This is a genomic window from Palleronia sp. LCG004 (assembly GCF_032931615.1).
Taxonomy (GTDB): domain Bacteria; phylum Pseudomonadota; class Alphaproteobacteria; order Rhodobacterales; family Rhodobacteraceae; genus Palleronia.
The window spans coordinates 1,481,575-1,508,177 of record NZ_CP136759.1 but is presented as its reverse complement, the minus strand read 5'-3'; the positions used below and the strand labels follow the sequence as shown (position 1 = coordinate 1,508,177).

Sequence of the window (26,603 nt, the reverse complement as noted above, 5' to 3'; positions counted from 1 at the left end):
GACATAGAGGCCGGACGGCGGCATGGGAAGGCTCGGAGGTGAACTCGCCGGTTCAGATGACGGAATGTTGCAATATTCGGGCATCTTGCCTGCGGGCCCACGGGAAATCCCGCCCTTGGCAATCGGTCCCGCCCCGCGCTAAGAGGGCCCGGACGGCGCGCTTTGGAGACATCCTCGTGAGCAACAACGACAGTTTCATCGACGAAGTCAGCGAGGAGGTCCGCCGCGAGCGTCTCTTTCACCTCCTGCGGCGCTATGGCTGGATCGCCATCGTCGTGGTCGTGCTGCTCGTGGGCGGCGCGGCCTTCTGGGAATACCAGCGCGCGCAGGACCGGGCCGAGGCCGCGGCCTTCGGCGACGGCATCGTCGCCGCCCTCGCGCTCGAGACGCCCGAGGAACGCCGCGACGCGCTTTTGTCGATGGAGGCGCAGGGCACGCGCCGCGCGCTCGTCGTCATGCTCGCCGCAGACCAGCTCGAGGATGACACCGCCCGCCAGACGACGCGCGACGAACTCGACGCCATCGCCTCCGAAGAAAGCCTGCCGCAGATCTATCGCCAGCTCGCCGTGCTGAAATCCGTCATGCTCGCGCAGGCCGACACCGCCCCCGAGGAGGTCATCTCCCGGCTCGACCCGCTGACGGCCCCCGGCGCGCCCTACAGGCTCCTCGCGGTCGAACAGCAGGCGCTGGCGCATGTCCGCGCGGGCGACCGGGACGCGGCGATCGCGCTTCTGGGCGACATCCTTTCGGCCGACGAACTGACCCGCGATCTGCAGCAGCGTGCACGGCAGCTGACCGTCGCGCTCGGCGGATCGCTCGACGCGACCTGAACGGGGTGGGACCGGGATCCATGCACAAGACCGCGCTCCTCTTCGGGATCTGCGCGCTCGCCCTCGGGGCCTGCGGCGATCGGCAGGTGGTGCTGACGGGCGAGCGGCTCGACACGCGGGCCGATCTCTCCGCCCCCGATCCGGGCGGTCCGCGCGACGTGGCGCGCGCGATCTCGCTGCCCCCGGCGGTCGCTGTCGGCGACTGGACGCACCGCGCCGCCGATCCCTCGCACACGCCCGCCCATGCGGCCTTCTCCGCCAGCCCGCAGCAGATCTTCTCGGTGCCGATCGGTCGCGGCGACGGTCGCCGCCACCGGATCAGCGCCGATCCGGTCGTCTCGGGCGGCCGGATCTTCACCGTCGACAGCCGCGCCCTCGTCATGGCGCACGGGCTGAACGGGGCCGCGCTCTGGGAACGCGACGTGACGCCCCCGGGCGAAAGCCCCGATGCCGCATCCGGCGCGGGTCTCGCCGTGTCCGGCAACAGGCTCTTCGTCTCGACCGGGTTCGGCCGGCTCCATGCGCTCGACGTGACGAGCGGCCGCATCCTCTGGTCGCAGGATCTGGGTGCGAGCGCGGCCGGTGCCCCGACGGTCGTGGGCGACCGCGTCTTCGTCGTCGGCCGCGACGCCACCGGCTGGGCCATCGACGCCGCGACAGGCCGGGTCGAATGGACCACGAACGGCACGCCCAGCCCGTCCGGCGTGATGGGCGGCGCGGCTCCGGCCGTCTCGGGCGATCTCGTCGTCATGCCTTTCGCCAGCCGCGAACTCGTCGGCCTCTTCCGGCAGGGCGGGACGCAGCGCTGGATCTCGGACGTCGCCGGAAGCCGCCGGGGCCGGGTCTATGCCTCGATCACCGACATCTCGGGCGATCCCGTGATCGTCGGCGGCACCGTCTATGCGGGCAGCCCCGCGGGCCGGATCAACGCGGTCGATCTCGCCACCGGCGATCTTCTCTGGTCGGCCGAGGAGGGGGCGATGTCGCCCGTCGTCGTCGCGGGCGGATCGGTCTTCGCCGTTTCCGACCGGTCCGAGCTCGTCCGCCTCGACGCGGCCACGGGCGACCGGATCTGGGGGGCCGAGATGCCCTTCTTCGTCCGCTCAGCACCGCGCGCCCGCGAAGGGATCTACGCCCATTACGGTCCCGTCCTCGCGGGCGGCCGTCTCTGGGTCGCGTCGGGCGACGGCTATCTGCGCGCCTTCGCGCCGCAATCGGGCGCGCTCGTCGGTCGGGTCGCGCTGCCGGGCGGGGCCGCGACCAACCCCGCCATCGTGAACGGCACGCTCTACGTCGTCTCCTCGGATGGCCGCCTTCTGGCCTTTCGCTGAAACTACGTGTAAGCCGCGTGCCTGATCCTCGTCAGGACGCCTCGCCATGAGCTTTACCCTCGCCATCGTCGGCCGCCCCAATGTGGGCAAGTCGACGCTCTTCAACCGCCTCGTCGGCAAGCGATTGGCGCTGGTCGACGACCAGCCCGGCGTCACGCGCGATCTGCGCGAGGGGGCCGCACGGATCGGTGACCTTCGATTCACCGTGATCGACACTGCCGGTCTCGAAGAGGCGAACGACGATTCGCTTCAGGGCCGGATGCGCCGCCTGACCGAGCGCGCGGTGGACATGGCAGATATTTGCCTTTTCATGATCGACGCGCGCACCGGCGTGACGCCCACCGACGAACTCTTCGCCGAGATCCTGCGCAAGCGCGGCGGCCACGTGATCCTCGCCGCCAACAAGGCCGAGGGGCGCGCCGCAGATTCCGGGATGATCGAGGCCTATTCGCTGGGCCTGGGCGAGCCCATCCGCCTTTCGGCCGAGCATGGCGAGGGGCTCAACGACCTCTATTCCCAGCTCGCCCCGGTCGCCGAGGGATTCGAGGCCCGCGCCGCCGCCGAGGCGCCCGAGACCGACGTGACGATCGACGCCGATCTCGACGACGACGCGCCGCGGGTGCCGACCTTCGAAAAGCCCCTGCAGGTCGCGGTGGTGGGCCGCCCGAATGCGGGCAAGTCGACCCTCGTCAACGCGCTTCTGGGCGAGGACCGGCTGCTCACGGGGCCCGAGGCCGGGATCACCCGCGACGCCATCTCGGTCCAGATGGACTGGGACGGTCTGCCGGTGCGGATCTTCGACACGGCCGGCATGCGCAAGAAGGCCAAGGTGCAGGAGAAGCTCGAGAAACTGAGCGTCTCGGACGGTCTCAGGGCGGTGAAGTTCGCCGAGGTGGTCGTGGTCCTCCTCGATGCCGCGATCCCGTTCGAGCAGCAGGATCTCAGAATCGCGGACCTGGCCGAGCGCGAGGGGCGGGCCGTGGTCATCGCGATCAACAAATGGGATGCCGAGCCCGAGAAATCGGCCAAGCTGCGCGACCTGCGCGAGGCCTGCGAGCGGTTGCTGCCGCAGCTCAGGGGCGTGCCGCTGGTGACGGTGTCGGCCCTGACGGGCAAGGGGCTTGACCGGCTGAGGGGCGCGGTGGAGCGGGCGCATGCGACCTGGAACCGCCGGGTGACGACCGCAAAGCTCAACCAGTGGCTTTCGGGCATGGTCGAGGCGCATCCGCCCCCGGCCCCGGCGGGGCGGCGGATCAAGCTGCGCTACATGACGCAGGCCAAGACGCGGCCGCCGGGCTTCGTGGTCATGTGCTCGAACCCCGAGAAGATGAGCGACGCCTATACCCGCTATCTGGTCAACGGGCTGCGCGAGACGTTCGACATGCCGGGAACGCCGATCCGGCTGTGGATGCGGTCGCAATCGGATGCGAATCCCTACAAGGGGCGGACGAAATCGACGCCCTCGCGGCTGAGAAAACACCTCGGGAAGGGTCGCGCGGACGGGAATTAGGTTTCGCGGCGAAACCTCGAACTTAGAGGTTTCAGGTTTCGCGGCGAAACCACGGGATGAGCGCGGCGAGCGCCACGAGACCGGCCGCCACGGCAAGAACGGGGTGTAACCCCATGTTCTGGAACGAAATTCCTGCGGCGGCCCAGCCGATCGCGAAGGGATAGGCGCGGGACGGGCGGCGGAGGTGGACCAAAAGGCCCAGACCGACCGCAAGGGCCAGGGCACCCCATGCGGCGACGAGGGGGCCGGTCAGGCCGTAGCCCGCGGCGAGAAGACCCAGAGAGACCGACGAGGCGGCGGTGAGCCATCCGGCATAGAGGCCGAGGGGCGCACGGGCCGTCAACGGATCCTTTGCCGGTGTGCGGAGGAAGGCCAGAATCGCCGTGGCGAGCATCGCCCAGATCATCACGCTCGCCCAGATGGGGGAGGCATTGGCCACGGGAATCCAGAACGCCCCGATCCCGAGCGAGACCGTCAGGGGAAGCCGCATGGGGGCCCATGCGGGATCGGACCCGCGCCGGACGGCCCCGAAGACCCCATGGACGAGCAGCCAGAGATAGATGATTCCCCAGATCGAGAACGCCCAGCCCGCGGGCTGCACCGGCGGGTCGTCTTGAGGGATCGGAAAGGCGTTCGGGTCGAACCCGCCAAAGCTCCCCGAGACGAGCGGGGAGAGGACGAAAGCGAGGGCGGCTAGGAGGGGGAGGAAGGACAAACAGTTATCGCTCGTTATTTTGTGTCTGAAATGCAAGACTACTCCGGCTGTCGTCCATGAAAGCCATAACCGAACTGCATGAGCGCGACATTTACGGGAAGTGGTGCGACTGATTGATGGTTCTCAACGCGAATCAATAGACTACGAACCGCAGTTTGAAGATGCGAAATATTGGCATCTCTATGGTATCCCCACGGCCAAATTATTTTTGTTGCTTTCTCTGTTCCGCGGTAAAGCTCAAAGCACTGAAATACTTCATCTTGAATGCTGCGATTATAGTAATCGATCGCCTTGGATTCTGAGAAGTATCTTCTTAAGAAGGCTTCTCTATTGCGTAAGTTCGGTGTCGTTAAAAAGTTCTCTAGGTAGCTAAGGCTTGCGGCATTCAGTAAGTAATCAACTTTGTATTCCGAATCGGTAAAGGAGCCCGAAAAACTTTGTGATGATAGCTCTTTTCGGTTCGTTAATTCCTTGCGAATTGTTCGCTTGGCGACGAGCAGTGCTTCTGAAGCTTTTTGCGACATTCTTCCGACGGAGATCGCAAAATTTCGAGAAATTATTCCGCTCGTTTCTTTGATTCTGTCGAAGAGACTTTTTGAGGTTCTTCTAATTTTATCTAGAGAGTCAGAGATGCCTAGAATATCGATTTGGCTGTGCGAAGCTAAGTGTCGTTCTGCCTTAGCGACCTGATGTCGGATCGCACCCAACGGAACCGAAACACCGAAAGCGGAGAACCCTACACTGTCGAGACTGAACTGCCTTTCCGATTGGTTTTTCTGCGATATAAGCGTTTGATTTACTGCTAATACGGTTTCGCTGGATTGCTCTTCAAGATTCTCTAAAATTGCTCGGATTTCTTGAATTGAAATTCTGATGGAGTGAAGGTCAGCTTCATAATCATTCTCTAGAATCTCAAACTTATCTCCCGAATTTTCACCAGCAATAGATCCTAGTAATCTAATGGTCTCAGAGAGTCTGTAATGCGCCAGAAGAAGAGATTGTGACGGTTCCGTAATGTCCAAAGTTGGAAGATCAATTTTGTCCCGGATTTCTTGCGCTACGGCAGGTGCCTCTGCAAGTGTGCAATCCTCTAAAATCCTGGTTTCATGAATAAGCTTAGTAGCATCCGAGAAGTTGAAGCCATCTGCTTCAGTATTAGGTGTTGGTGAAGCATCCCATGCAGTTCGAATAAGGGAAAGCTTTGCTAAGACTTTAAGTAATTTAAGGCGTTCAGTTTCAATTGAAGTCATACTATTAAATCCCTTTAATATATGGCTCCAAAACCTCCGGCACCTCGATACTCCCGTCCTCACGCTGGTAATTCTCCAGCACGGCGATCAGCGCGCGGCCGACGGCCAGGCCCGATCCGTTCAGCGTGTGGACGAATTGCGGTTTGCCGCCGCCTTCGGGCTTGAAGCGGGCATTCATGCGGCGGGCCTGGAAATCCCAGCAATTCGAAATGGAGCTGATCTCGCGGTAGGTGTTCTGGCCGGGCAGCCAGACCTCGATATCGTAGGTGCGGCGCGCGCCGAAGCCGGTATCGCCCGAGCAGAGCTTGACCGTGCGATAGGCGAGCCCGAGCTTTTCGAGGATGCCCTCGGCTAGGCCAAGCATGCGGAGCTGTTCGTCCTCGCTGTGGTCGGGATGGACGATGGAGACCATCTCGACCTTTTCGAACTGGTGCTGGCGCAGCATGCCGGCGGTGTCCTTGCCCGCCGATCCGGCCTCGGACCGGAAGCAGAGCGTGTGGGCCACGTGGCGGCGGGGCAGGTCGGCCTCGGACAGCGTCTCGCCCGCGACGAGGTTGGTGAGCGTGACCTCGGCGGTGGGGATCAGCCACCAGCCATTGGTGGTGCGGTAGCTGTCATCGGCGAATTTGGGGAGCTGGCCGGTGCCGAGCATCGCCTCGTCGCGGACGAGCACGGGGGTCATCGTCTCGAGCAGGCCGTTCTCGGTCACGTGGGTGTCGAGCATGAACTGCGCGAGCGCGCGGTGGAGGCGCGCGACCTCGCCCGTCAGGACAGCGAAGCGGGAGCCCGAGAGCTTGGCGGCGGCCTCGAAATCGAGACCCTTCGCGGCGTCGAGCTGGTAATGCTCCTTCGGGGTGAAGGCGAAGACGGGCGGCTCGCCGTGGCGCTTGATCTCGACGTTGTCGTCCTCGTCCGCGCCGTCGGGCACGTCCTGGGCCATGACGTTGGGCAGGCCCATGAGAATGTCGCCGAGTTCGGCGTCGAGGTCGCGGGCCTCGGCCTCGGCCCCGGCGATCTCGGACTTCTTCTGCGCGACCTCGGCGCGGAGGCTCTCGAACCGGGCCTCGTCGCCGGCGGCCTTGGCGGCGCCGACCTCCTTGCTGGCGGCGTTCTGGGCGGCGCGCGCCGTCTCGGCCGCGTGGATGGCGGCGCGGCGGCGATCGTCGAGCGCCAGGATCGGCGCGGAGGCGTCGGAAAGACCGCGCCGGGCCATGGCGGCGTCGAAAGCGGCGGGATCGTCGCGGATCAGGCGGATGTCGTGCATGGATCGGGCCTCCGGTTCGTCTGTTGGGGCGGGTATGCCGCATCCGCGCGGCGGCTTGAACCGCAATTCGCCTCAGGGAATGTCGGGAAGACCCGCGAGATCGACGCGGTCGAGCTTGATCGCCAGGGTCTTGTCGTCGCCCACCCGCGCGATCACGACGCCCGCCACCCCCCAGCCGCCGCCGCGATTGACGAGGAGCGGCCCGCCCGACATGCCGCCCTGCGCGGGACAGTCGAGCAGGACCTCCGCGCCGCGGATCTCGATCACGGGGCAGGTGATGTCGCGGCGCTCGTAATCCTGCGCCCAGGGGTAGGCGATGATGCGGGCGATGCCGCCCGCCGCGAGGCCGCGCACGAGGGGCAGCGGCTCGGCCGTGGCGGGGCGGCGCGCGAGGTTGAGCATCGCGACGTCGGCCGTGCGCTCGGACAGCTCGGAGGGCTGGCGGCCGCGCGTGGCGCTGCGCACCTCGATGCGCTCGGCCGCGCCCTCGGCCGTCCAGCCGATGAAGAAGGAGAGCGACTGGGGCCGGTTGCCGACGATGCAGTGGGCGGCCGTCAGGACCTGGCGGGGCCCCACGAGGGTGCCCGAGCAGCTCGGGCGCGAATCCTCCTGACGGTTGCCGAGCCGGCCGATGCCGGGAAGCTCGGGCAGGGGGGGCTGGGCGGTCGCGGGGCCTGCGAGGAGGACCGCGAGGAGGGCAAGGCTCAGGCGTCTCATGGCGTGATGCAAGGCGTTTCGGGGCCGTTTGGCAAGCGCGGAATCGCGCGGCGCTCGCGCAAGGTTTATTCGGCGGGGGCGCGAGGGGGGCGGGCTTGCTGGACAAGGCGTGGCACCGCGGATAGAGGTTTGCGCGATTTTCAACGCGGGGCCGCGATGCGGGCCCCGCGACAGACAGACCAAGGATGACACCATGTTCGTGACGCCCGCATTCGCGCAGGACGCCGGAGGGGCCGGCGGCGCCTTCGTCAGCTTCGTGCCGCTGATCCTGATCTTCGCCATCATGTACTTCCTGCTGATCCGCCCGCAGCAGAAGAAGGTGAAGGAGCATCAGAAGATGGTCGAGGCGCTGCGCCGGGGCGATCAGGTCGTGACCGCGGGCGGCCTTCTGGGCAAGGTCGTGAAGGTCCAGGAAGGCGAGGCCGAGGTCGAGATCGCCGACGGCGTGAAGGTCCGCGTGATCAAGTCGACCATCGCGCAGGTCCGTCAGAAGACCGAACCCACCGAGAGCTGATCGCTCGAGGCCCCGGCGCGCCTCGAGCGGCGCGGCGGGACACCCCATTCGCGCGCCCGGAGGCGTCACGATGCTGCATATCCCCCTTTGGAGACGGATCTTCATCTGGTCCGTCGTGGCCCTCGGGCTTTTGCTCGCGCTGCCCAACGTGTTCTACACGCGGGTCGAGCAGGCGAACGATGCCCGCGCCGAGATCGAGACGCTGGGCAGCACGCCCGAGCGTCAGGCGGCGGCGGATGCCTGGCCGTCCTTCCTCCCCTCGGGGCTGGTGAATCTGGGGCTCGACCTCAGGGGCGGCGCGCACTTGCTGGCCGAGGTGCAGGTCGAGGACGTCTATGCGGGCCGCATGGACGGGCTCTGGCCCGCGCTCCGCGATGCGCTGCGCGACGCGCGCGGCGAGGTGGGGACGATCCGCCGGGTCGACGGGGGTGGCGATGCCATCACCGTGAGGATCTCCGATCCCGCGGGCATGCCCCGCGCGCTGGAGATCGCGCGGAGCCTCGCCAACCCGGTCACGACGCTGACGGGCGTGGGCGCGCAGGATCTCGACGTGTCGGGCGACGGCGACGAGCTGACCGTGAGGCTCAGCGAGGCTGAGCGCGCGGCGACCGACGACCGCACCATCCGCCAGAGCCTCGAGATCATCCGCCGCCGCGTCGACGAGGTCGGCACGCGCGAGCCCACGATCCAGCGCCAGGGCGAGGACCGCATCCTGATCCAGGTGCCCGGCATCGGATCGGCCGAGGAGCTGAAATCGCTGATCGGCACCACCGCGCAGCTGACCTTCAATCCGGTCGTCAGCCGGTCGGGCGATCCCGAGGGCCGGTCCGGCCCGCAGGAGGTCGTGCTGCCGCTGCTCGAGGATCCGGAGACCTTCTACACGCTCGAACGCTCGCCGGTGGTGACGGGCGAGCAGCTGGTCGACGCGCAGCCCTCGTTCGACCAGAACGGCCGGCCCGCCGTGACCTTCCGGTTCAACCCGACGGGCGCGCGCGCCTTCGGCGATTACACGGCCGAGAATATCGGGTCGCCCTTCGCCATCGTGCTCGACGAGGAGATCATCAGCGCACCGGTGATCCAGAGCCACATTCCGGGCGGATCGGGCATCATCACCGGCAATTTCACGGTCGAGGGATCGACCGAGCTGGCCGTCCTGCTGCGCGCGGGCGCGCTTCCGGCCGAGCTCGTCTTCCTCGAGGAACGCACGATCGGCCCCGAGCTGGGGCAGGACAGCATCGAGGCGGGGCAGATCGCCTGTCTCGTGGCCTTCGTCCTCGTCCTCGCGCTCATGTGGGCGAGCTACGGGACCTTCGGGATCTTCGCGAACCTGGCGCTGCTGTGCAATGTGGGCCTGCTCTTCGGGCTGCTGAGCCTGATCGGCGCGACGCTGACCCTGCCGGGCATCGCCGGGATCGTGCTGACGATCGGCATGGCGGTCGATGCCAACGTGCTGGTCTTCGAGCGGATCCGCGAGGAGGCCCGCACCGCGCGCGGGCCGAGCCGGGCGATCCAGCTCGGCTACGAAAAGGCCCTGTCGGCCATCGTCGACGCGAACATCACCACGTTCATCATCGCGACGATCCTCTTCATGCTGGGCTCGGGGCCGGTCCGCGGCTTTGCCGTGACGCTGGGGCTCGGGATCCTGACATCGGTCTTCACCGCGATCTTCGTCACGCGCCTGATGGTCGTGATCTGGTTCGAGCGCCGTCGCCCCAAAACGATCGAGGTCTGAGATGCTTCTGCGATTCGTTGCCGACGATACCAACTACGATTTCTTCAAATACGCGGGCGCGACCTTCGGGGCGTCCTGCGTGGCCATGGTGCTGTCGCTCGTCGTCTGGGCGTTCATGGGCCTCAATTTCGGGATCGACTTCCAGGGCGGGACCACGATCCGCACCCAGTCGGAACAGGCCGTCGACGTCGGTGCCTACCGTGCCGCGATGGAGCCGCTCGGCCTCGGCGACGTCACGATCAGCGAGGTCTTCGACACGAGCTTCGGAGAGGATCGCAACGTCGCCATGGTGCGGATCTCGGCGCAGGACGGTGCCGAGAGCGTGACGCCCGAGACCATCGCCGCCGTCGAGGCCGCGCTGCAGGAGGTCGATCCGTCGATCACCTTCCCCTCGGTCGAATCGGTCGGCCCGAAAGTGTCGGGCGAGCTGATCCAGACGGCGATCCTTGCCGTGGCGGCGTCGCTGGGCGCGATCCTCGTCTATATCTGGCTGCGATTCGAATGGCAGTTCTCGGTCGGGGCCGTGGTCGCGCTCTTTCACGACGTGATCCTGACGATCGGGATATTCTCGCTTTTGCAGATCCGGTTCGACCTGGCGACGATCGCCGCGATCCTGACGATCATCGGCTATTCGATCAACGACACGGTCGTGATCTTCGACCGCCTGCGCGAGAACCTCATCAAGTGGAAGCAGCGCCCGCTGAGGGAAGTGATGAACATCAGCGTGAACGAGACGCTGAGCCGGACGATCATGACCTCGGGCACCACGCTCATCGCGCTCGTGGCGCTCCTGGTGCTGGGCGGTGACGTGATCCGCGGCTTTGTCTTCGCGATCACCTGGGGCATCGTGGTCGGGACCTATTCGTCGGTCTTCGTGGCGAAGAACGTCGTCCTCTTCCTCGGGGTCAAGCGCGACTGGTCGAAGCCCGACAAGACCGAAGGCAACCAGTTCGCCAACATAGACAGCTGAGATGGAATTCCTGGCGCTGGCCGCGATCACCGTCCTCGCGGCGGGCGTCTACGGCTTCGCGGGGTTCGGCGCGGCGCTGATCGCGGTGCCGCTCTTCGCGCAGATCGTGGGGCCGGCCGCAGCGATCGGCCTTCTGGCGGTGGCGGCGGTCGGATCGGTGCCGACGGTGCTGCCGGGCGCGATCCGGCGCGCCGACCGGCGGGCCTGCCTCTGGATGCTCGGGACGTCGTTCCTGGGGCTGCCGCTCGGGGTGGCGCTTCTGTCGGTGGTCGATCCGGTGGCGATCCGGTGGATCATGTCCCTCGTCGTGCTGGGCACGCTCGCGGCGCTTCTGGCGGGGCTTCGGGTCGAATGGGCCCCCGGTCGGGGGACGTGGGGATCGGTGGGGGGCCTGGTCGGGCTCTTCGGCGGGGCGACGGGCCTGAACGGGCCGCCGCTCGTCCTCTTCCAACTCGCCGGGCCCGACGGGGCGGAGCGCAGCCGGGCCAACACGATCACCGTCCTCACGCTGTCGAGCATGGCGCTCGCGCCGCTGCTCTTCTGGTCGGGGAGCATCGGGCGCGAGACGATACTGACGGGCCTCGCGCTCATCCCCGTCTACGCGATCTCGGCCTGGATCGGGCAGAGGCTCTTCACGCCGGCGCGCACCGGGCTCTATCGCGCGGCGGCCTTCGTCATAATCGGGGCTGCGGGGGTGGCGGGACTGCCGCTCTGGGATTAGCTTCGGGACGGAAAGAGAGGCGCCCATGGAACTCAACGAGATGCCCTTCGAGGGCGACCGCCCGATCGACGGCTACGGCCCCGGCTTTTTCCGGATCGGCGGGGTGGCGCATGAAGGTGCGCTCGCCGTGCTGCCGGGCGAGGTCAGGCAATGGGGCGGCTGGGAGGATCTCGAGACGCTGCTGAACGCGCGCGACCGGATCGACGTGATCTTCGTGGGCACGGGGGCCGAGATCGCCCATGCGCCCGCCGCCTTCCGCGATGCGCTCGAAGAGGCGGGGCTCGGGGTCGAGGTCATGGCCTCGCCCGCCGCCTGCCGCACCTACAACGTGCTTCTCAGCGAAGGCCGGCGCATCGGTGCCGCGCTCCTGCCCGTCGGGTGAGCGGGTTTCGCGTTCGCGACCTCGCCGTGGCGCGGGGGGGCATGCCGCTTCTCTCTGGGCTGTCCTTCGAGGTCGCGCCGGGCCATGCGCTGATCCTCGCGGGCCATAACGGCATCGGCAAGACGAGCCTTCTGAGGACGCTTGCGGGGCTGCAACCGCCCCTCGCAGGCGAGATCGCGCCGGGGCCGCAGCAGGTGGCCTACGGCGCCCATTCCGACGGCATGAAGGCGACGCTGAGCGTGGCCGAGAACCTGTCCTTCTGGGCCGAGCTCTACGGGGCCGGGGGGATCGACGGCGTGATCGCGGATTTCGACCTCGGTGCCTTGCGCGACCGCGCGGCGCAGCACCTGTCGGCCGGTCAGCGGCGGCGTCTGGGGCTTGCCCGGATGGGCCTCTCGGGCCGGCCGATCTGGCTGCTCGACGAGCCGACGGTCTCGCTCGACCGGGCGAGCGTGGCGCGGTTCGGCGAGGCGCTGGCGCGGCATCTGGGGCAGGGCGGCATCGCGGTGCTGGCGAGCCACGTGGATCTCGGGATCGAGGCCCCGACGCTGGATCTAGCGGCATTCCGGGCGAGGGCGGAAGCCCCGCGCGGGGACGTCTTTGCGGACGGGGCGGTCGAATGATCCGCATCCTGGCGCGCGACCTGCGGCTCGCCGTGCGGGCGGGCGGGGGCTTCGGACTGGGGCTCGCGTTCTTCCTGATCCTCACGATGCTCGTCCCGTTCGGCCTCGGACCGGAGACGGCACGGCTCGCGGGCATCGCGCCGGGGATCCTGTGGATCGGGGCGCTGCTCGCCTGCCTGCTGTCGCTCGACCGGATCTTCGCCCTCGACCGGGAGGACGGGGCGCTCGACCTTCTGGCGACCGCGCCCGTCCCGCTGGAGGGGGTGGCGCTCGCCAAGGCGGGGGCGCACTGGCTGACCACGGGCCTGCCGCTGAGTTTTGCCGCGCCGGGGCTGGCCGTGCTGCTGGGCATGCCGTGGCCGGGGCATCTCTGGCTTTGCCTGTCGCTTCTGGCGGGCACGCCCGCGCTCAGCCTCATCGGGACGTTCGGCGCGGCGCTGACCGTGGGGCTCAGGCGGGGCGGGCTGCTGCTGTCGCTGCTGGTGCTGCCGCTCTATGTTCCGACGCTGATCTTCGGGGCGGATGCCGCGCGGCGCGGGGCGGAGGGGCTGGCCCCCGGCACGCCGCTCATGCTTCTGGCAGCGCTGAGTCTCGGTTGCGTCGCGTTCCTGCCTTTCGCATCGGCCGCCGCGCTGCGGGTGAACCTCAGATGAGGATGCGACGTCACGAAGCCGCCAGCCCGCTTGAGGCGGCCCGCGCGCGGGGATAGAGGATGTCCATGTCATTCTGGTCCCTCGCCAATCCCGCGCGGTTCATGTCGCTGAGCGCCCGCGCGCTGCCGGTGCTGTCGGTGCTGTCGGCGATCTGCCTGATCGTGGGGCTCGTCTGGGGGTTCTTCTTCACGCCAGACGATTACCGGCAGGGATCGACGGTCAAGATCATCTACCTGCACGTGCCCTCGGCCCTGATGGCGATCAACGGCTGGTTGATGATGCTGGTCGCCTCGCTCGTCTGGCTGATCCGCCGCCACCACGTGAGCGCGCTCGTCGCGCGCGCGGCGGCCCCGGTGGGCGTGACGATGACGCTGATCGCGCTTTTCACGGGCGCGGTCTGGGGCCAGCCGATGTGGGGCACGTGGTGGGCCTGGGACCCGCGGCTGACATCGTTCCTGATCCTCTTCCTCTTCTACCTCGGCTACATGGCGCTCTGGGCCGCGATCGAGGATCCGGACACGGCCGCGGACCTGACCTCGGTCCTCTGCCTCGTCGGATCGGTCTTTGCGGTGCTGTCGCGCTATGCGGTCAACTTCTGGAACCAGGGGCTGCATCAGGGCGCGTCGCTGAGCCTCGACAAGCAGAAGAACGTGGCGGACGTGTTCTATCATCCGCTTCTGGTCTCCATGGCGGGGTTCGTCCTGCTGTTCCTGGCGCTGGTGCTGGCGCGGGCGCGGACCGAGATCCGCGCGCGCAGGCTGCATGCGCTGAGGCTGCGCGAGAGGATGGCATGATGCCCGATCTTGGACGCTACGCGACCGAGGTCGCCGCCGCCTATGTCGCGACGGCGATCCTGATCCTCGCCATCGTCGGGCTGACGATCTGGCGCGGGGCACGCGTCAAGCGCGCGCTGAAGGCCGCGGAGGAGCGCAGGCATGGCTAGACTTCCGATCCTGGCCCTGCTGCCCGCGGGGGTGTTTGCCGCACTTGCCGGCCTGTTCTTCGCGGGCATGCAGCGCGAGGATCCCGACGCGCTGCCCTCGACCTTCGAGGGGCGCGACGCGCCCGCGATCGAGGCCACGCCCTTTGCAGGCTTCGAGGGGTTCGATCGCGGCGCGCTTGAGGGTGAGGGCGTGAAGCTCGTGAATTTTTGGGCGAGCTGGTGCGCGCCCTGCCGGGTGGAGCATCCGAACCTGGAGCTGCTGGCCGGCGAGGGCGTCGCGATCTACGGCGTGAACTACAAGGACACGTCTGACAAGGCGGCGGCGTTCCTGCAGGATCTGGGCGATCCCTATGCGCGGGTCGGGGCCGATGCGGACGGGCGGATCGCCCGCGACTGGGGTGTCTACGGCGTGCCCGAGACATTCGTGATCGACGGCGACGGCCGGGTCCTGCTGCGCTTTGCGGGTCCGATCACCGAACGGGTGCTGGAGGCGCAGATCCGGCCCGCCATCGCCGAGGCGACCGGGAAATAGCGGCCGGAACGGTCGCCTTTCTGGCGTGATCCGGCGGGCCTTGTCGCGCTATGCGCGAAATGATTCGCAACCCTTAGGCGAGTGGTTTTCGAATGTGTCAACCTGACCGGAATTCACGTTTGGCCGTGCCGATCGAGGTACGGTGCGGGTCTCCGCAAGTTGTTCATATTGCTGAATAATAACACAGGAACAACGAGTGTCGATTGTTTCCGGATCTGCTGTTTACCGAATGTTCATAAGCCGTCATGACGTGGCGATACTGAAAATCGTTCCATTTGAAAGGACGGCTTCGTAATGAAGAAGGCAATTCTCGGCTCCTTTGCCGCACTCGCATTTTCCGCCGGCATGGCAGCCGCTGCCACCGTCGATATCGACTTCGACAGCGGCGTGCTGTCGGGTGGCTCCTATTCCGAGAAGGGCTTCACCTTCACGAGCAGCAGCCGCGGCGGTGTTTCGCTCGCCAGCAACTGCCCCACCGGCACGCCCAATTCGAAGTGCCTGCAGTTCAACAACGACGAGATCATCACGGTGATGTTCGGCGACGGCGCGGCGTTCGACGTCACGGGTTTCCTGTTCAACGCGCCCGGCAACCGCGGTGACATCCGTATTTCGGGTGGCGGTCTGACCCAGACGTTGACCGAGATCTACAACGGCAACACGATGTCGCAGGCCACGACGAACGACTTCGACAACATCACGTCGTTCACGTTCCAGAATGCCGCGAACGGAACCGGTCGCGTCGACAATCTGAGCTTCGAGGTCGCGGCCGTTCCGGTGCCTGCCGCCGGTTTCCTGCTGCTGGGCGGTCTGGGTGCCCTGGGCGCGCTGCGCCGTCGCAAGCGGGGCTGACCCAGGCGCGTCTGTGAGGTCGTCGCGAGGCGGCCTCGGGCACGGTGGTCTGGCGATCCCGAGATCGTGACGCTCCCGGCGCTCGCATCCTCCGAACGGATGATTCGCGAGCGCGTGACAGCAGAACGTCAAAGACAAAAAAGGCCCGCCTGAACTGGCGGGCCTTTTTCTTTTGCTCGGTCTGACCTTGCGGCCTTCGGCCCGGCGAGGGACCGGACCGGCAGGGTGGCGGGCACCCTGCCGGACGGTGCCGGATCAGGCGGCGCTGGCCGTGTTGGCGAGGCGGCGCAGCACGTAGTGCAGGACACCGCCGTTCTTGACGTAGTCGATCTCGATCGCGGTATCGATGCGCGACTTGAGCGTGATCTCCTTCGTCTCGCCACCGGGATAGGTGATGGTGCAGGGCACCTCGGCCGAGGGCGGGAAGTCGTCCTCGAGCCCGTGGATCGAGAAGGTCTCGTCGCCCGTGAGCTTCAGGCTTTCGCGCGTGTCGCCGCCGGTGAACTCGAACGGCAGGACGCCCATGCCGACGAGGTTCGAGCGGTGGATACGCTCGTAGCTTTCGGCGATGACGGCCTTGACCCCCAGAAGCGCCGTGCCCTTCGCGGCCCAGTCGCGCGAGGAACCCGCGCCGTACTGCTCGCCCGCGATGATGACGAGGGGGATGCCGTCCTCCTGGTACTTCATCGCGGCATCGTAGATCGGCATCTGCTCGCCATCGGGGCCCTTGGTATAGCCACCCTCGACGCCGTCGAGCATCTCGTTGCGGATGCGGATGTTGGCGAAGGTGCCGCGCATCATCACCTCGTGATTGCCTCGACGCGACCCGTAGGAGTTGAACTCGCGCGGCTGCACCTGACGCTCGGTCAGGTATTCACCGGCGGGAGAGGTCTCCTTGAAGGAGCCGGCGGGGCTGATGTGGTCGGTCGTGACCATGTCGCCCAGCATGGCGAGCATGCGCGCGTTCTCGACGTTCGAGATCTTGCCCGGTTCGGTTGCCATGTTCTGGAAGTAGGGCGGGTTCTGAACGTAGGTCGATCCCGCGGGCCAGTCGTAGGTCTCGCTGTCGGGGGTCTCGACGCCCTTCCACTTGTCGTCGCCTTCGAAGACGTCGGCATACTTCTCCTGGAAGCGCTCACGCGTGACGGTCGCCTCGACGAGCTCGGCGATCTCCTGCTGCGAGGGCCAGAGATCCTTGAGGAAGACGTCGTTGCCGTCCTTGTCCTGGCCCAGCGGCTCGGTCGTGATGTCGACGTTCATGTCGCCCACGAGAGCATAGGCCACGACGAGCGGCGGGGAGGCGAGGTAGTTCGCGCGCACGTCCGGGCTGATCCGGCCCTCGAAGTTGCGGTTGCCCGACAGGACCGACACGCCGATCAGGTCGTTGTCGGAGATCGCCTTGCTGAGCTCTTCGGGGATGGGGCCCGAATTGCCGATGCAGGTCGTGCAGCCGTAGCCCACGAGGTTAAAGCCGATCGCGTCGAGGTCTTCCTGCAGATTGGTGGCCTCAAGATAGGACGACACGACCTGGGAACCCGGTGCCAGCGAGGTCTTGACCCACGGCTTGCGGTCGAGGCCGAGTTCGCGCGCCTTGCGCGCGATGAGGCCCGCGCCGATCATCACGTAGGGGTTCGACGTGTTGGTGCAGGAGGTGATCGAGGCGATGACGATCGATCCGTCATGCAGCTCGAATGATTTCTCCTCGCCGTCGATGTCCTTCATGGTGACATGCGCGCGCTTGTGGTCGCCCTTGTCGCCCGGGATCTCCCTGGGGGCGGGCTGGCCGCCCTCGGCTTCCCAGCGCTTCTCCTTGTTGTCGTCCTCGGGCTTGGAGCTCTTGCGCTGCTCGGAGATGTAGGCGTGGAACTCGGTCGCGGCGTGGTCGAGATCGATATGCTGCTGGGGGTGCTTGGGACCCGAGATCGCCGGCTTGATCGTCGACATGTCGAGCTCGAGCGTGTCGGTGAAGACCGGCTCGGCCCCGGCCTGGCGCCAGAGACCCTGTTCCTTGGCATAGGCCTCGACCAGGGCGATGTTGTCCTCTTCGCGGCCGGTCTGGCGCAGATAGCGCAGCGTCTCGTCGTCGATCGGGAAGAAGGCGCAGGTGCCGCCGAATTCGGGCGACATGTTGCCGATCGTGGCGCGGTCGGCCAGCGGCACGTTGTCGAGGCCGTCACCGTAGAATTCCACGAATTTCTGCACGACGCCCTTCTGGCGCAGCATCTCGCAGACCTTGAGGACGAGGTCGGTCGCGGTCGTGCCCTCGGGCATGGCGCCCGTCAGCTTGAAGCCCACGACTTCGGGGATGAGCATCGAGACCGGCTGACCGAGCATCGCGGCCTCGGCCTCGATCCCGCCCACGCCCCAGCCGAGCACGGCCGCGCCGTTGACCATCGTGGTGTGGCTGTCGGTTCCGACGAGCGTGTCGGGATAGGCGACCATCTCGCCGTTCTGGTCCTTGTCCGACCAGACCGTCTTGGCGAGGTATTCGAGGTTCACCTGGTGGCAGATGCCGGTGCCGGGCGGCACGACGCGGAAGTTCTGGAACGCCTTCTGACCCCATTTCAGGAACTGGTAGCGTTCGATGTTGCGCTCGTATTCGCGGTCGACGTTCATCTGGAACGCGCGCGGGTTGCCGAACTCGTCGATCATGACCGAGTGGTCGATCACGAGATCGACGGGGTTGAGCGGGTTGATCTTCTGCGCGTCACCGCCGAGCCCGACGATGCCGTCGCGCATCGCGGCGAGGTCGACCACGGCGGGAACGCCGGTGAAGTCCTGCATCAGCACGCGGGCGGGGCGGTAGGCGATCTCGCGGTTGGTCTTGCCGCCGTTCGACGCCCAGTCGGCGAAGGCCTTGATGTCGTCGGTCGTGACGGTGTTGCCGTCCTCGAAGCGCAGAAGGTTCTCGAGCAGCACCTTGAGCGAGACGGGGAGGTTCGAGAAATCCCCGAGGCCCGCATCGGATGCGGCCGAGATGGAATAATAGGCATATTGGCTGCCCGAGACGTCGAGCGTCTTGCGGGTCTTGCTGGTGTCCTGTCCAACCTCGATGGGCATTGGGATCTCCTTGGAATTGCTGTTTCGGCGGGCGGGTGATGGCCTCGCGGCCTTGCGATCGGGGAATAGGCCCGGCATGATCGGCTGTCAACGAAACGCTGTATGCGGCTGTATGCAGAAAGTGCCCGGCGTCCCTCGGTCTCAAAACCTTGATTGGCGGGTCCGGGTTCCGGCGGCTAGCTACGAGACGTGAAACGAGACGGAGCGGTCATGCGATTCCCGACCCTATCATCCCTGCTGCTGTCGCTCTGTCTGCCTGCCGCGGTGGCGCAAGCGGGCGATCAGCCGGTGGTGATCGAGCTCTTCACCTCGCAGGGATGTTCGGCCTGTCCGCCCGCCGACGAGCTGGTACGGCGTTTCGCCGAGCATGACGACGTTCTGCCGCTCGCGCTTCATGTCGATTACTGGGATTACATCGGCTGGGCGGACGAATTCGCCGATCCGGCCTATACCCGGCGTCAGAAGGGATATGCCCGCGCGGCGGGGCAACGGTCGATCTATACCCCCCAGATGGTGATCGAGGGCGTCGATCACGTGGTGGGCTACAAGCCCATCCAGGTGATGGAGCTCGTCCAGAAGCACAGGGCGCGTCCCGATCTCATCCCGCTCGACGTGGTGCGGAGCGACGGCGATCTCCGGGTCCGGGCCGAGCCGTCGGACAACGTCGAGGGGCCGGTCGTCGTGCAGCTCGTCCGCTATGTCCCCGAACGCGTGGTCGAGATCGATCGCGGCGAGAATGCCGGGCATACCTTCGCCTATGCCAACATCGTGTCGGAATGGCGCGTGCTGGGAAGCTGGAGCGGCGAGGAGAGCCTCGACATCGAGGTCGCGCTGGGCGAGGGCGAGGGCGAGACGGCGATCATCCTGCAACGCCCCGATCACGGGGAGATCGTCGCGACCGCGCGGGTGGAGTGACCCTCAGGCCGGGCGGGGCGCGCCCTTGCGCTTGCGCCAGGGTTTCCAGCGGCGGTGGATCCAGAACCACTGATCCATATGCGCGCGGACCAGCGTTTCGAGATTGTCGTTGATCGCCTGCGTCATCTCGACCGGGTCGCCGAGCGGGATCGGCTCTTCCAGTCTTATGTCGAAATCGAGGCCGCCGGGGCGGCGGATGCCGTAGCAGGGCACGACGAGCGCGTCGTACTTGACGGCCCAGTCGCAGGCCGAGATTGCCGTCGGTGCGGATTGCCCGAAGAAGGTGACGTCCGCGCCCTTGGAGGAATAGACGTCCGTGAGAATGCCGATGATGCCGCCATCCGCGAGATGCCGGACGAAGCCGGTCACGCCCTTGCGGTTCGACGGGAAGAGCGGCTCGCCGATCGAGGCGAGGGCACCGACGTAATGGGTGTTGAAGGCCTTGTTCCGCATCGGGCGGTAGAGCGCGCCCAGATCGTAGCCTTCGGTGATGAGCGTGGCGCGCAGGGCGTCGAAATTGCCCAGATGCGCGGTCACGAGGACGACCGGCCGGCCCGCCGCGCGGGCGGCCTGCAGCGGTTCGAGCCCCGGACCCGAGAGCGGCGTGCCGCGGACGTGGTCCTTGAACTCGGCCCCCGAATAGATCTCGATCAGGGTGCGGCCCACATTGTCGGGGACCCGCCGCACGAGGCGCTCGACCTCGGCCGTGTCGAGATCGGGCCGGGCGAGGGCGAGGTTCGCGCGGATCCGCTTGCGCCATCCGGCAAGGGGGGCGACCACGCGTGCGCAGAGCCAGCCCATCGTGCGGACCCGCGCGGCATAGGGCAGCGCCAGAGCGAGCCGCAGCATCGCGCGGATGGCAAGATCCTGCGCCTTGTCGAAGGGTCTCGCCTCAGGGTCGGCCGCCACGCTCACGGGCCTCCATCTTGATCTCGTCCGCCGCGACATGGCCCGAGCGCATTTCGCGCCACCAGACATAGAGCCCGGCCACGGCGATCACAACCATGCCAAGGATGGTCCAGCGGTCGGGGATCTCGGCGAAGAGGATCCATCCCCAGAGGCTCGCGAAGAGGAGGCCGGCATAGCCGAAGGGCGCGATCGCGCTGGCCTCGGCGACCTGCAGGGCGCGGATCATCAGAAGTTGCCCCACCGCGGCGGGAAGGCCGATCAGCGCCATCATCAGGATCGTCGGCCCGTCGGGCGCGGTCCAGTTGAAGGGCAGCGCGACGGTCAGCAGGATCGCCCCGAGGAGAGCGGTGTAGAGCAGCGAGGTCCAGACGTCCTCGTCCCGGCCGACGAACCGCGTGGTGAGCGCATAGCCCGAATAGCAGATCGCCGCCCCGAGCGGCAGCAGCGCCGCCGGAGAGAAGACCGAGCTTCCGGGGCGGATGATGATCAGCGCGCCGACGAGCGAGACCGCGACCGCCGCCGCGCGGCGGATGCCGAACTTCTCGCCCAGGAAGATCGCGGCCCCGAGCGTGATGAGGACGGGGTTGAGATCGAGAATCGCGGTCGCCTCGGCCAGTCCGATCCGCGCGATGCCGAAGAAGAAGAACGACGTGGCCGCCAGAAGGAAGATCGACCGCAGGAGCTGCAGCCCGGGATAGGAGGTCCGCAGCACCGCGCGCCCCTTCGGCAGGACGATCATGGCGACGACGAGGGTCTGGCCCGCATAGCGCGACCAGAGCGCCATGTAGGTGTCGCTGCGGGTGGCGATGGTCTTGGCCGTCGCATCCATGACGCCGAAGAGGAAGACCGCGCCCAGCATCAGCAGGATGCCCGTGGCCGCATCGCTTCTCCTCGCCGCGCCGGGAGGGGTGGGGCGCGTCGGCGAGGGCGATGGCGGGGCGGGATGCGGCATGGGCCAGATGTGACCGAGGGCGGTGGGGTTGTCCACCGCCCGCGATCGGGGGGTGCCGGGCGTCAGTCCTCGCTCTCGGGGGCGATCATCTTGACCTCGCCGCGATCGACGGCCTCGCGGATCGCGGTGACGACGGCGAGCTGCGCCATCTCGGTCTCCTTCGGGGTGGGTGTCGGACGCTCGGCCGCATCGGTGCGCAGCGTGTCGGCCAGGCGTTGCGACATGTTGGCGAGAAGGTGGTCGACGGCCGGCTGGCTCGCCGCGTCCGCCCCTGCGATGGCCGTGACGATCCGGTCCTGATCGACGGACTTCATCACCGCCGGCACGTCGCGGGCCGCGATGCGTTCGGGGATGTCGACGAAGGTGAAGATCGCGCGGCGCACGCGCTGGCCCAGTTCCGCATCCTCCTCGTCGAGGCCCGAGAGCACGTCCTCGCGCGTGACCGAGGTCGAGACGTTGAGGATCGCGCCCAGACGCTCGACCGCCGCGGCGGGAAAGGCCCGGGGCGGCTCGGCCTTCAGCTCGGCCGCGAGCGAGACGCCGATCTTGCGGACCATCTCGGGGGCGACGTCGGCGGTCTCGGACACGGCGAGGGTCAGGCGGCGGGCCTGCGCGCCCGGCAACCGGCCCAGGATCTCGGCGGCCTTGCCGACCTGCAGCTTTGACAGGATCACGGCACCGACCTCGGGGGATTCGCGCTCGATCAGCGGGATGAGGGCGTCGATCTCGAAATTCGAGATCGTCTCCCACGGATCGTCGGCCCAGATCGCGCCCGACTGGCGGCGCATCCGCGCGGCGAGGCCGGGGCTGATCGCGCCCTCGAGCAGCGCCAGCGCGCCCTCGAGGCCGCCCGGAAAGCTCAGCCCGATGGAGTCGAGCTGCGTCGCGAATTCCTCGACGACCTCGCGCAGGGTCGCGCGATCAACGAAGCGCATCTGCGTCATCTGGGTGGTGAGTTCGGCCTGAAGCGTCTCGGGCAGGTCCTTGAGCGGCAGCGTCGCCCCCTCGGCCAGAAGGAGGCGCACAACGATCGCGGCTTTCTGGCGGCGGGTCAGCGTCTCGACGCCCGGAACGCCCGGCAGCTTGCGCGGCATCGCGACGACGCCCGTGCGGGCCTCCTCTCGAATGGCGACTTGGTTGGCCATGTCTCTCGTCTCTCCGTTCGGGTCTCTGCTCGAACGGAGGGATACGCGAGCGGCGTTAACCGTTTCCTAGCGCGGCCCCGATCGGGGCCGCTTCACGCGAAAAGATCACTCTCCGAAGACGCGGGAGAAGATCGTGTCGACATGCTTGGTGTGGTAATCGAGGTCGAACTTCTCCTCGATCTCGGCCTCGCTCAGGGCCGCGCGCACGTCGTCGTCGGCCAGAAGCTCGGTCTTGAAGTCCTTGCCTTCCTCCCAGACGCGCATCGCGTTGCGCTGCACGAGCTTGTAGGCATCCTCGCGGCTGACGCCCGCCTGCGTCAGGGCCAGCAGGACGCGCTGGCTCATCACGAGGCCGCGGAACTTGTGCATGTTCTGCAGCATGTGGTCGGGGTAGATCACGAGCTTGTCGATCACGCCCGCGAGACGCGCCAGCGCGAAGTCGAGCGTGACGGTCGTGTCGGGGCCGATATTGCGCTCGACCGAGCTGTGGGAGATGTCGCGCTCGTGCCAGAGGGTCACGTTCTCCATCGCGGGCACCACGGCCATCCGGACAAGACGGGCCAGGCCGGTCAGGTTTTCGGTCAGGACGGGGTTGCGCTTGTGGGGCATCGCGCTCGAGCCCTTCTGGCCGGGATTGAAGAATTCCTCGGCCTCGAGCACCTCGGTGCGCTGCATGTGGCGGATCTCGGTCGCGACGTTCTCGACCGAGCTTGCCACGACGCCCAGCGTGGCGAAGAAGGCCGCGTGCCGGTCGCGCGGGATGACCTGGGTCGAGATCGGCTCGGGGGTGAGGCCGAGCTCGGCGCAGACATGCTCCTCGACCCGCGGGTCGATATTGGCGAAGGTGCCGACCGCGCCGCTGATGGCGCCCGTCGCGATCTCCTGCCGCGCGGTGCGCATCCGGGCGAGATTGCGGTCCATCTCGGCGTAGAAGCGGGCGAAGGTCAGGCCCATCGTCGTGGGTTCGGCATGGATGCCGTGCGACCGGCCGATCCGGACGGTGAACTTGTGCTCCATCGCACGACGCCTGAGCGCCGCGAGCAGCTCTTCGATATCGGCGATGAGGATGTCGGCGGCGCGCACGAGCTGCACGTTGAAACAGGTGTCGAGCACGTCGGAGCTCGTCATGCCCTGATGGACGAAGCGGGCCTCGTCGGCCCCCACATGTTCGGCAAGATGGGTGAGGAAGGCGATGACGTCGTGGCGGGTGACGGCCTCGATCTCGTCGATGCGGGCGACGTCGAACTCGACATCCTTCGCCTTCCAGACGGCATCGGCATTCTCGCGCGGGATGGTCCCGAGATCGGCCATGGCCTGGCAGGCATGGGCCTCGATCTCGTACCAGATCCGGAACTTCGTCGCGGGCTCCCAGATCTGGACCATTTCGGGGCGGGAATAGCGGGGGATCATGGGCGCGCCTTTTCGTTGCCGGATTGCCCCCGCGTCATAAGCGCCGTGCGGCCCCGCGACAAGCGGCGCGGTCCGGCCCCGGCGGATCAGTCGCCGTAGACGGCGCGATGCGCGATCCGGTCGGCGTCGCCGCGATAGATGTCGAGGTCGAGCGCGGTGTCGATCGGCAGCCGGCGCAGCTCGGCGCGGGTCTGGTTGTAGGCGGCGCGGCGGCGGGCGGCCTGGGTCAGGGTTCGCAGAAGGCTCATGATGGCACCTTTCTCGGCGTTCGTCGGATGCTGGAGGTCTCGGTCGGTTCACTCCGAGAGGTGGTCACGCGCAGCATCCGGACAAGCGCCCGATTCGAAATGCTGCCATGCAGCATCTGCAGAACCCGAAAGTCATGAAGCCGGAATTAAGAACGCCCGCCGCGATGTCGCGACGGGCGTGGATCTTGCCGTGTGGTGCGTGGGGCTCAGAGCTTGCCCATCGCGACCGCGGTGTCGGCCATGCGGTTCGAGAACCCCCACTCGTTGTCGTACCACGTCAGGATGCGGCACATCGTGCCTTCCATGACCTTGGTCTGGTCCATGTGGAAGATCGACGAATGCGGGTCGTGGTTGAAGTCGGAGCTGACGAGCTTGTCCTTCGTGTAGCCCAGGATCCCCTTGAGCGATCCATCGGCGGCCTTGGCGATCGCCTCGTTGATCTCCTCGACCGTGGTGTCGCGCTCGGCCTCGAAGGTGAGGTCCACGACCGAGACATTGGGCGTCGGCACGCGGATCGCGACGCCGTCGAGCTTGCCGTCGAGTTCGGGCAGGACGAGACCCACGGCCTTGGCGGCACCCGTCGAGGTCGGGATCATGTTCAGGCCGGCGGCACGTGCGCGGTAGAGATCCTTGTGCATTGTGTCGAGCGTCGGCTGGTCGCCCGTGTAGGAGTGGATCGTGGTCATGAAGCCGCGCTTGATGCCGATCGCGTCGTTGAGGACCTTGGCCACCGGCGACAGGCAGTTCGTCGTGCAGGACGCGTTCGAGATCACCTTGTCGTCGGCGGTCAGGCTGTCGTGGTTGACGCCGTAGACGATCGTCTTGTGCGCCTCGGAGCAGGGGGCCGACACGAGCACGCGGTTCGATCCGTTCTCGAGATGCATCGCCGCCTTCTCGCGGCTGGTGAAGATGCCCGTGCATTCCAGCGCGACGTCCACGCCGCTCCAGGGCAGGGCCTTCGGGTCCTTCTCCGACGTCACCTTGATGCGGCCGGTGCCGACATCGATCCAGTCCTCGCCCGAGCTCACCTCGGCCGGGAACCGGCCATGCACGCTGTCGTAGCGCAGAAGGTGCGCGTTCGTCTCGACCGGGCCGAGATCGTTGATATGCGTGACCTCGATATCGGTGCGGCCCGATTCCACGATGGCGCGCAGCACGTTGCGCCCGATGCGGCCGAAGCCGTTGATACCAACCTTGACGCTCATCTCATGTCTCCCGTCATCTGCGGCCCGGGGATCGGCCCCGGTCCTTGTCTGCAAGGGTTGAATGCCATTCCGCCGCCCGCGTCAACCGAAGCCGGGCAAGCGTTCGCGCAATCATCGGCCCGTGGAACGCACGCGGCGGACCTGCGGTTGCACCCCGACAGGAAAGGAATGCGCGATGGAAAAGGGTCTCAAACTGGTCGGGCGGGTCCTGATCGCGGCGCTCTTCCTCGCGGGGGCGTGGCAGAAGGCTGCCGCGCCCGGCATCGTCGAGGGGCTGCTTGCCGATCGCGGCCTTCCGGTCGTCGCGGTCTGGCCCGCGCTCGTGCTCAATGCCGCGGGGGCGGTCGCGCTCGTCGCGGGATGGCGGCTCGGCCCCGTGGCGCTGGGCCTCGCGGTCTATTGCATGGTGACGAGCATCTTCCATTTCGTGCCGGAGGATGGCTGGCAGATGTCGATCTTCGTCAAGAACTGGGCGATCGCCGGCGGGCTTCTCTTCGTCGCGGGCGACGCGTGGAGGCGCGGCTAGTCGAAGAAGCGCGGATGCGCCGCGCGGATCTCGGGCAGGACGCGGGCGATGCGCATGATGTGGCGGGTCACCGCCTGCACGGCCGCGTCGGCGTCGCGCGCGGCCAGCGCCTCGACGATCTCGAGATGCTCGTCGAAGGCGATGCGGGTGGTCTGCAGCAGCGAAAGGATCCGCACGCGGTCCATGTGGCCCTTCTGCTCGTCGATGAGCGGCCAGACATAGGCGTGGCCGCCGATGCGGCAGATCTCGCCGTGAAACGCGTCGTCGAGGCGGTGGAACCGGTCTCGGTCGTCGGCCTCGACCGCGCGGCCCTGACGCGCGAGGATCTCGCGCAGGGCCGCGATGTCGCGATCGGTGAGGGCGGCCGCCGCCGCGCGGATGCACGCGCTTTCGAGCGCGGAGCGGATGAAGCTCGCCCGGCGCACATCCTCGTCCGAGATCGCGGTGATGAGGGTCGCGCGCTGCGGCCTGATCGACAGATAACCCAGCATGGACAGGCGGAAGAACGCGTCGCGCACGGGCTGGCGAGACACGTTCAGCCGGCGCGCGATCTCGGCCTCGCTCACCTTCGTGCCGGGGGGCAGGCGGATCGTGACGATCGCGCGGTAGAGCGTCTGGAAGACCCGCTCGGTCGCCGTGATCGCGGGTTCGTCATCGAACGGGGCGAGGGTCAGGTCGTCCATTTCTGTCCTCGGCA

28 protein-coding genes are annotated in these 26,603 nt (G+C 67.1%); 16 read left to right on the top strand and 12 right to left on the bottom strand.

Going from position 1 to position 26,603, the window contains the following annotated elements; genetic code table 11:
* Positions 1-176 precede the first annotated feature (176 nt).
* The 3 genes from RVY76_RS07250 to der are packed head-to-tail and all read left to right on the top strand — an operon-like array spanning position 177 to position 3,671.
* Entirely contained in the window at positions 177-830 is a 654-nt protein-coding gene (locus RVY76_RS07250) for a hypothetical protein (RefSeq protein ID WP_317373211.1), read from the top strand.
* Between the two features lie 20 nt (positions 831-850).
* A complete protein-coding gene (locus RVY76_RS07245; RefSeq protein ID WP_317373210.1) occupies positions 851-2,161 on the top strand; it encodes a PQQ-binding-like beta-propeller repeat protein in 1,311 nt (436 codons plus the stop codon).
* A gap of 46 nt (positions 2,162-2,207) precedes the next feature.
* Entirely contained in the window at positions 2,208-3,671 is a 1,464-nt protein-coding gene (der, locus tag RVY76_RS07240) for a ribosome biogenesis GTPase Der (RefSeq protein WP_317373209.1), read from the top strand.
* Between the two features lie 31 nt (positions 3,672-3,702).
* Here the strand turns inward: der and RVY76_RS07235 are convergent, their stop codons facing one another.
* The 4 genes from RVY76_RS07235 to RVY76_RS07220 all read right to left on the bottom strand — a co-directional run bounded on the left by RVY76_RS07235 (position 3,703) and on the right by RVY76_RS07220 (position 7,617).
* A complete protein-coding gene (locus RVY76_RS07235; RefSeq protein ID WP_317373208.1) occupies positions 3,703-4,386 on the bottom strand; it encodes a hypothetical protein in 684 nt (227 codons plus the stop codon).
* Positions 4,387-4,424: 38 nt separating this feature from the next.
* Positions 4,425-5,636 (bottom strand): hypothetical protein, encoded by a 1,212-nt coding sequence (locus tag RVY76_RS07230; protein ID WP_317373207.1) that lies wholly within the window; start codon positions 5,634-5,636, stop codon positions 4,425-4,427.
* Between the two features lie 4 nt (positions 5,637-5,640).
* A complete protein-coding gene (serS, locus tag RVY76_RS07225) occupies positions 5,641-6,900 on the bottom strand; it encodes a serine--tRNA ligase (protein WP_317373206.1) in 1,260 nt (419 codons plus the stop codon).
* 72 nt (positions 6,901-6,972) lie between these two features.
* The gene (locus tag RVY76_RS07220) at positions 6,973-7,617 is read right to left on the bottom strand and encodes a serine protease (RefSeq protein ID WP_317373205.1); all 645 of its coding nucleotides are present in this window, start codon (positions 7,615-7,617) and stop codon (positions 6,973-6,975) included.
* A 193-nt stretch (positions 7,618-7,810) separates the two neighbouring features.
* On the opposite strand from RVY76_RS07220, the gene yajC reads away from it, so the two are divergent.
* The 11 genes from yajC to RVY76_RS07165 all read left to right on the top strand — a co-directional run bounded on the left by yajC (position 7,811) and on the right by RVY76_RS07165 (position 15,536).
* Complete coding sequence (yajC, locus tag RVY76_RS07215; protein WP_317373204.1) at positions 7,811-8,131, top strand: preprotein translocase subunit YajC; 321 nt, start codon at positions 7,811-7,813, stop codon at positions 8,129-8,131.
* Positions 8,132-8,201: 70 nt separating this feature from the next.
* Complete coding sequence (gene secD / locus RVY76_RS07210) at positions 8,202-9,863, top strand: protein translocase subunit SecD (RefSeq protein WP_317373203.1); 1,662 nt, start codon at positions 8,202-8,204, stop codon at positions 9,861-9,863.
* Between the two features lies 1 nt (position 9,864).
* Positions 9,865-10,833, top strand: a complete 969-nt coding sequence (gene secF, locus RVY76_RS07205; RefSeq protein ID WP_317373202.1) for a protein translocase subunit SecF — start codon at positions 9,865-9,867, stop codon at positions 10,831-10,833.
* A gap of 1 nt (position 10,834) precedes the next feature.
* Positions 10,835-11,554 carry a sulfite exporter TauE/SafE family protein gene (locus RVY76_RS07200; protein ID WP_317373201.1) on the top strand — a complete coding sequence of 240 codons (720 nt, stop codon included), beginning with the start codon at positions 10,835-10,837 and terminating at the stop codon, positions 11,552-11,554.
* A gap of 25 nt (positions 11,555-11,579) precedes the next feature.
* Positions 11,580-11,936 carry an Mth938-like domain-containing protein gene (locus RVY76_RS07195; protein ID WP_317373200.1) on the top strand — a complete coding sequence of 119 codons (357 nt, stop codon included), beginning with the start codon at positions 11,580-11,582 and terminating at the stop codon, positions 11,934-11,936.
* Complete coding sequence (ccmA, locus tag RVY76_RS07190) at positions 11,933-12,559, top strand: heme ABC exporter ATP-binding protein CcmA (protein ID WP_317373199.1); 627 nt, start codon at positions 11,933-11,935, stop codon at positions 12,557-12,559. The genes RVY76_RS07195 and ccmA overlap by 4 nt, the downstream gene beginning before the upstream one ends.
* Positions 12,556-13,212: a heme exporter protein CcmB gene (gene ccmB, locus RVY76_RS07185; protein ID WP_317373198.1), complete on the top strand. Its 657-nt coding sequence runs from the start codon at positions 12,556-12,558 to the stop codon at positions 13,210-13,212. Before ccmA ends, ccmB begins: the two co-directional genes overlap by 4 nt.
* Before the next feature lie 65 nt (positions 13,213-13,277).
* The gene (locus RVY76_RS07180; protein ID WP_317373197.1) at positions 13,278-14,006 is read left to right on the top strand and encodes a heme ABC transporter permease; all 729 of its coding nucleotides are present in this window, start codon (positions 13,278-13,280) and stop codon (positions 14,004-14,006) included.
* Complete coding sequence (gene ccmD, locus RVY76_RS07175) at positions 14,003-14,155, top strand: heme exporter protein CcmD (protein ID WP_317373196.1); 153 nt, start codon at positions 14,003-14,005, stop codon at positions 14,153-14,155. The genes RVY76_RS07180 and ccmD overlap by 4 nt, the downstream gene beginning before the upstream one ends.
* Positions 14,148-14,687 (top strand): DsbE family thiol:disulfide interchange protein, encoded by a 540-nt coding sequence (locus RVY76_RS07170; protein WP_317373195.1) that lies wholly within the window; start codon positions 14,148-14,150, stop codon positions 14,685-14,687. The genes ccmD and RVY76_RS07170 overlap by 8 nt, the downstream gene beginning before the upstream one ends.
* A 294-nt stretch (positions 14,688-14,981) precedes the next feature.
* Positions 14,982-15,536 carry a VPLPA-CTERM sorting domain-containing protein gene (locus tag RVY76_RS07165; RefSeq protein WP_317373194.1) on the top strand — a complete coding sequence of 185 codons (555 nt, stop codon included), beginning with the start codon at positions 14,982-14,984 and terminating at the stop codon, positions 15,534-15,536.
* 255 nt (positions 15,537-15,791) lie between these two features.
* On the opposite strand, the gene acnA is transcribed toward RVY76_RS07165, so the two are convergent.
* Complete coding sequence (acnA, locus tag RVY76_RS07160; protein ID WP_317373193.1) at positions 15,792-18,596, bottom strand: aconitate hydratase AcnA; 2,805 nt, start codon at positions 18,594-18,596, stop codon at positions 15,792-15,794.
* Positions 18,597-18,806: 210 nt separating this feature from the next.
* Between acnA and RVY76_RS07155 the strand changes: the two genes are divergently transcribed.
* The gene (locus RVY76_RS07155; RefSeq protein ID WP_317373192.1) at positions 18,807-19,511 is read left to right on the top strand and encodes a DUF1223 domain-containing protein; all 705 of its coding nucleotides are present in this window, start codon (positions 18,807-18,809) and stop codon (positions 19,509-19,511) included.
* Positions 19,512-19,514: 3 nt separating this feature from the next.
* Here the strand turns inward: RVY76_RS07155 and RVY76_RS07150 are convergent, their stop codons facing one another.
* The 6 genes from RVY76_RS07150 to gap all read right to left on the bottom strand — a co-directional run bounded on the left by RVY76_RS07150 (position 19,515) and on the right by gap (position 25,380).
* Entirely contained in the window at positions 19,515-20,360 is an 846-nt protein-coding gene (locus RVY76_RS07150; protein ID WP_410796023.1) for a lysophospholipid acyltransferase family protein, read from the bottom strand.
* Between the two features lie 43 nt (positions 20,361-20,403).
* Entirely contained in the window at positions 20,404-21,279 is an 876-nt protein-coding gene (locus RVY76_RS07145) for a DMT family transporter (protein WP_317373190.1), read from the bottom strand.
* 155 nt (positions 21,280-21,434) lie between these two features.
* The gene (locus RVY76_RS07140) at positions 21,435-22,517 is read right to left on the bottom strand and encodes a flagellar motor switch protein FliG (RefSeq protein ID WP_317373189.1); all 1,083 of its coding nucleotides are present in this window, start codon (positions 22,515-22,517) and stop codon (positions 21,435-21,437) included.
* Positions 22,518-22,622: 105 nt separating this feature from the next.
* Entirely contained in the window at positions 22,623-23,927 is a 1,305-nt protein-coding gene (gene purB, locus RVY76_RS07135; protein WP_317373188.1) for an adenylosuccinate lyase, read from the bottom strand.
* A gap of 86 nt (positions 23,928-24,013) precedes the next feature.
* Positions 24,014-24,175 carry a hypothetical protein gene (locus RVY76_RS07130; RefSeq protein ID WP_317373187.1) on the bottom strand — a complete coding sequence of 54 codons (162 nt, stop codon included), beginning with the start codon at positions 24,173-24,175 and terminating at the stop codon, positions 24,014-24,016.
* A 206-nt stretch (positions 24,176-24,381) separates the two neighbouring features.
* Positions 24,382-25,380 carry a type I glyceraldehyde-3-phosphate dehydrogenase gene (gene gap / locus RVY76_RS07125; protein ID WP_317373186.1) on the bottom strand — a complete coding sequence of 333 codons (999 nt, stop codon included), beginning with the start codon at positions 25,378-25,380 and terminating at the stop codon, positions 24,382-24,384.
* Between the two features lie 175 nt (positions 25,381-25,555).
* Here gap and RVY76_RS07120 point away from each other — a divergent pair, with 175 nt between their 5' ends.
* Complete coding sequence (locus RVY76_RS07120) at positions 25,556-25,906, top strand: DoxX family membrane protein (protein ID WP_317373185.1); 351 nt, start codon at positions 25,556-25,558, stop codon at positions 25,904-25,906.
* Here RVY76_RS07120 and RVY76_RS07115 read toward each other — a convergent pair.
* Positions 25,903-26,589: a GntR family transcriptional regulator gene (locus tag RVY76_RS07115; RefSeq protein WP_317373184.1), complete on the bottom strand. Its 687-nt coding sequence runs from the start codon at positions 26,587-26,589 to the stop codon at positions 25,903-25,905. The two genes, RVY76_RS07120 and RVY76_RS07115, sit on opposite strands and share 4 nt — an antisense overlap.
* Positions 26,590-26,603: the final 14 nt, after the last annotated feature.

Coding starts and splice junctions, on each gene's coding strand:
- RVY76_RS07245 (WP_317373210.1), top strand. CDS start 851: ATGCACAAGACCGCGCTCCTCTTCGGGATCTGCGCGCTCGCCCTCGGG.
- der (WP_317373209.1), top strand. CDS start 2,208: ATGAGCTTTACCCTCGCCATCGTCGGCCGCCCCAATGTGGGCAAGTCG.
- RVY76_RS07230 (WP_317373207.1), bottom strand. CDS start 5,636: ATGACTTCAATTGAAACTGAACGCCTTAAATTACTTAAAGTCTTAGCA.
- serS (WP_317373206.1), bottom strand. CDS start 6,900: ATGCACGACATCCGCCTGATCCGCGACGATCCCGCCGCTTTCGACGCC.
- RVY76_RS07220 (WP_317373205.1), bottom strand. CDS start 7,617: ATGAGACGCCTGAGCCTTGCCCTCCTCGCGGTCCTCCTCGCAGGCCCC.
- yajC (WP_317373204.1), top strand. CDS start 7,811: ATGTTCGTGACGCCCGCATTCGCGCAGGACGCCGGAGGGGCCGGCGGC.
- secD (WP_317373203.1), top strand. CDS start 8,202: ATGCTGCATATCCCCCTTTGGAGACGGATCTTCATCTGGTCCGTCGTG.
- secF (WP_317373202.1), top strand. CDS start 9,865: ATGCTTCTGCGATTCGTTGCCGACGATACCAACTACGATTTCTTCAAA.
- RVY76_RS07200 (WP_317373201.1), top strand. CDS start 10,835: ATGGAATTCCTGGCGCTGGCCGCGATCACCGTCCTCGCGGCGGGCGTC.
- RVY76_RS07195 (WP_317373200.1), top strand. CDS start 11,580: ATGGAACTCAACGAGATGCCCTTCGAGGGCGACCGCCCGATCGACGGC.
- ccmB (WP_317373198.1), top strand. CDS start 12,556: ATGATCCGCATCCTGGCGCGCGACCTGCGGCTCGCCGTGCGGGCGGGC.
- RVY76_RS07180 (WP_317373197.1), top strand. CDS start 13,278: ATGTCATTCTGGTCCCTCGCCAATCCCGCGCGGTTCATGTCGCTGAGC.
- ccmD (WP_317373196.1), top strand. CDS start 14,003: ATGATGCCCGATCTTGGACGCTACGCGACCGAGGTCGCCGCCGCCTAT.
- RVY76_RS07170 (WP_317373195.1), top strand. CDS start 14,148: ATGGCTAGACTTCCGATCCTGGCCCTGCTGCCCGCGGGGGTGTTTGCC.
- RVY76_RS07165 (WP_317373194.1), top strand. CDS start 14,982: ATGAAGAAGGCAATTCTCGGCTCCTTTGCCGCACTCGCATTTTCCGCC.
- acnA (WP_317373193.1), bottom strand. CDS start 18,596: ATGCCCATCGAGGTTGGACAGGACACCAGCAAGACCCGCAAGACGCTC.
- RVY76_RS07155 (WP_317373192.1), top strand. CDS start 18,807: ATGCGATTCCCGACCCTATCATCCCTGCTGCTGTCGCTCTGTCTGCCT.
- RVY76_RS07150 (WP_410796023.1), bottom strand. CDS start 20,360: ATGCTGCGGCTCGCTCTGGCGCTGCCCTATGCCGCGCGGGTCCGCACG.
- RVY76_RS07145 (WP_317373190.1), bottom strand. CDS start 21,279: ATGCTGGGCGCGGTCTTCCTCTTCGGCGTCATGGATGCGACGGCCAAG.
- RVY76_RS07140 (WP_317373189.1), bottom strand. CDS start 22,517: ATGGCCAACCAAGTCGCCATTCGAGAGGAGGCCCGCACGGGCGTCGTC.
- purB (WP_317373188.1), bottom strand. CDS start 23,927: ATGATCCCCCGCTATTCCCGCCCCGAAATGGTCCAGATCTGGGAGCCC.
- RVY76_RS07130 (WP_317373187.1), bottom strand. CDS start 24,175: ATGAGCCTTCTGCGAACCCTGACCCAGGCCGCCCGCCGCCGCGCCGCC.
- gap (WP_317373186.1), bottom strand. CDS start 25,380: ATGAGCGTCAAGGTTGGTATCAACGGCTTCGGCCGCATCGGGCGCAAC.
- RVY76_RS07120 (WP_317373185.1), top strand. CDS start 25,556: ATGGAAAAGGGTCTCAAACTGGTCGGGCGGGTCCTGATCGCGGCGCTC.
- RVY76_RS07115 (WP_317373184.1), bottom strand. CDS start 26,589: ATGGACGACCTGACCCTCGCCCCGTTCGATGACGAACCCGCGATCACG.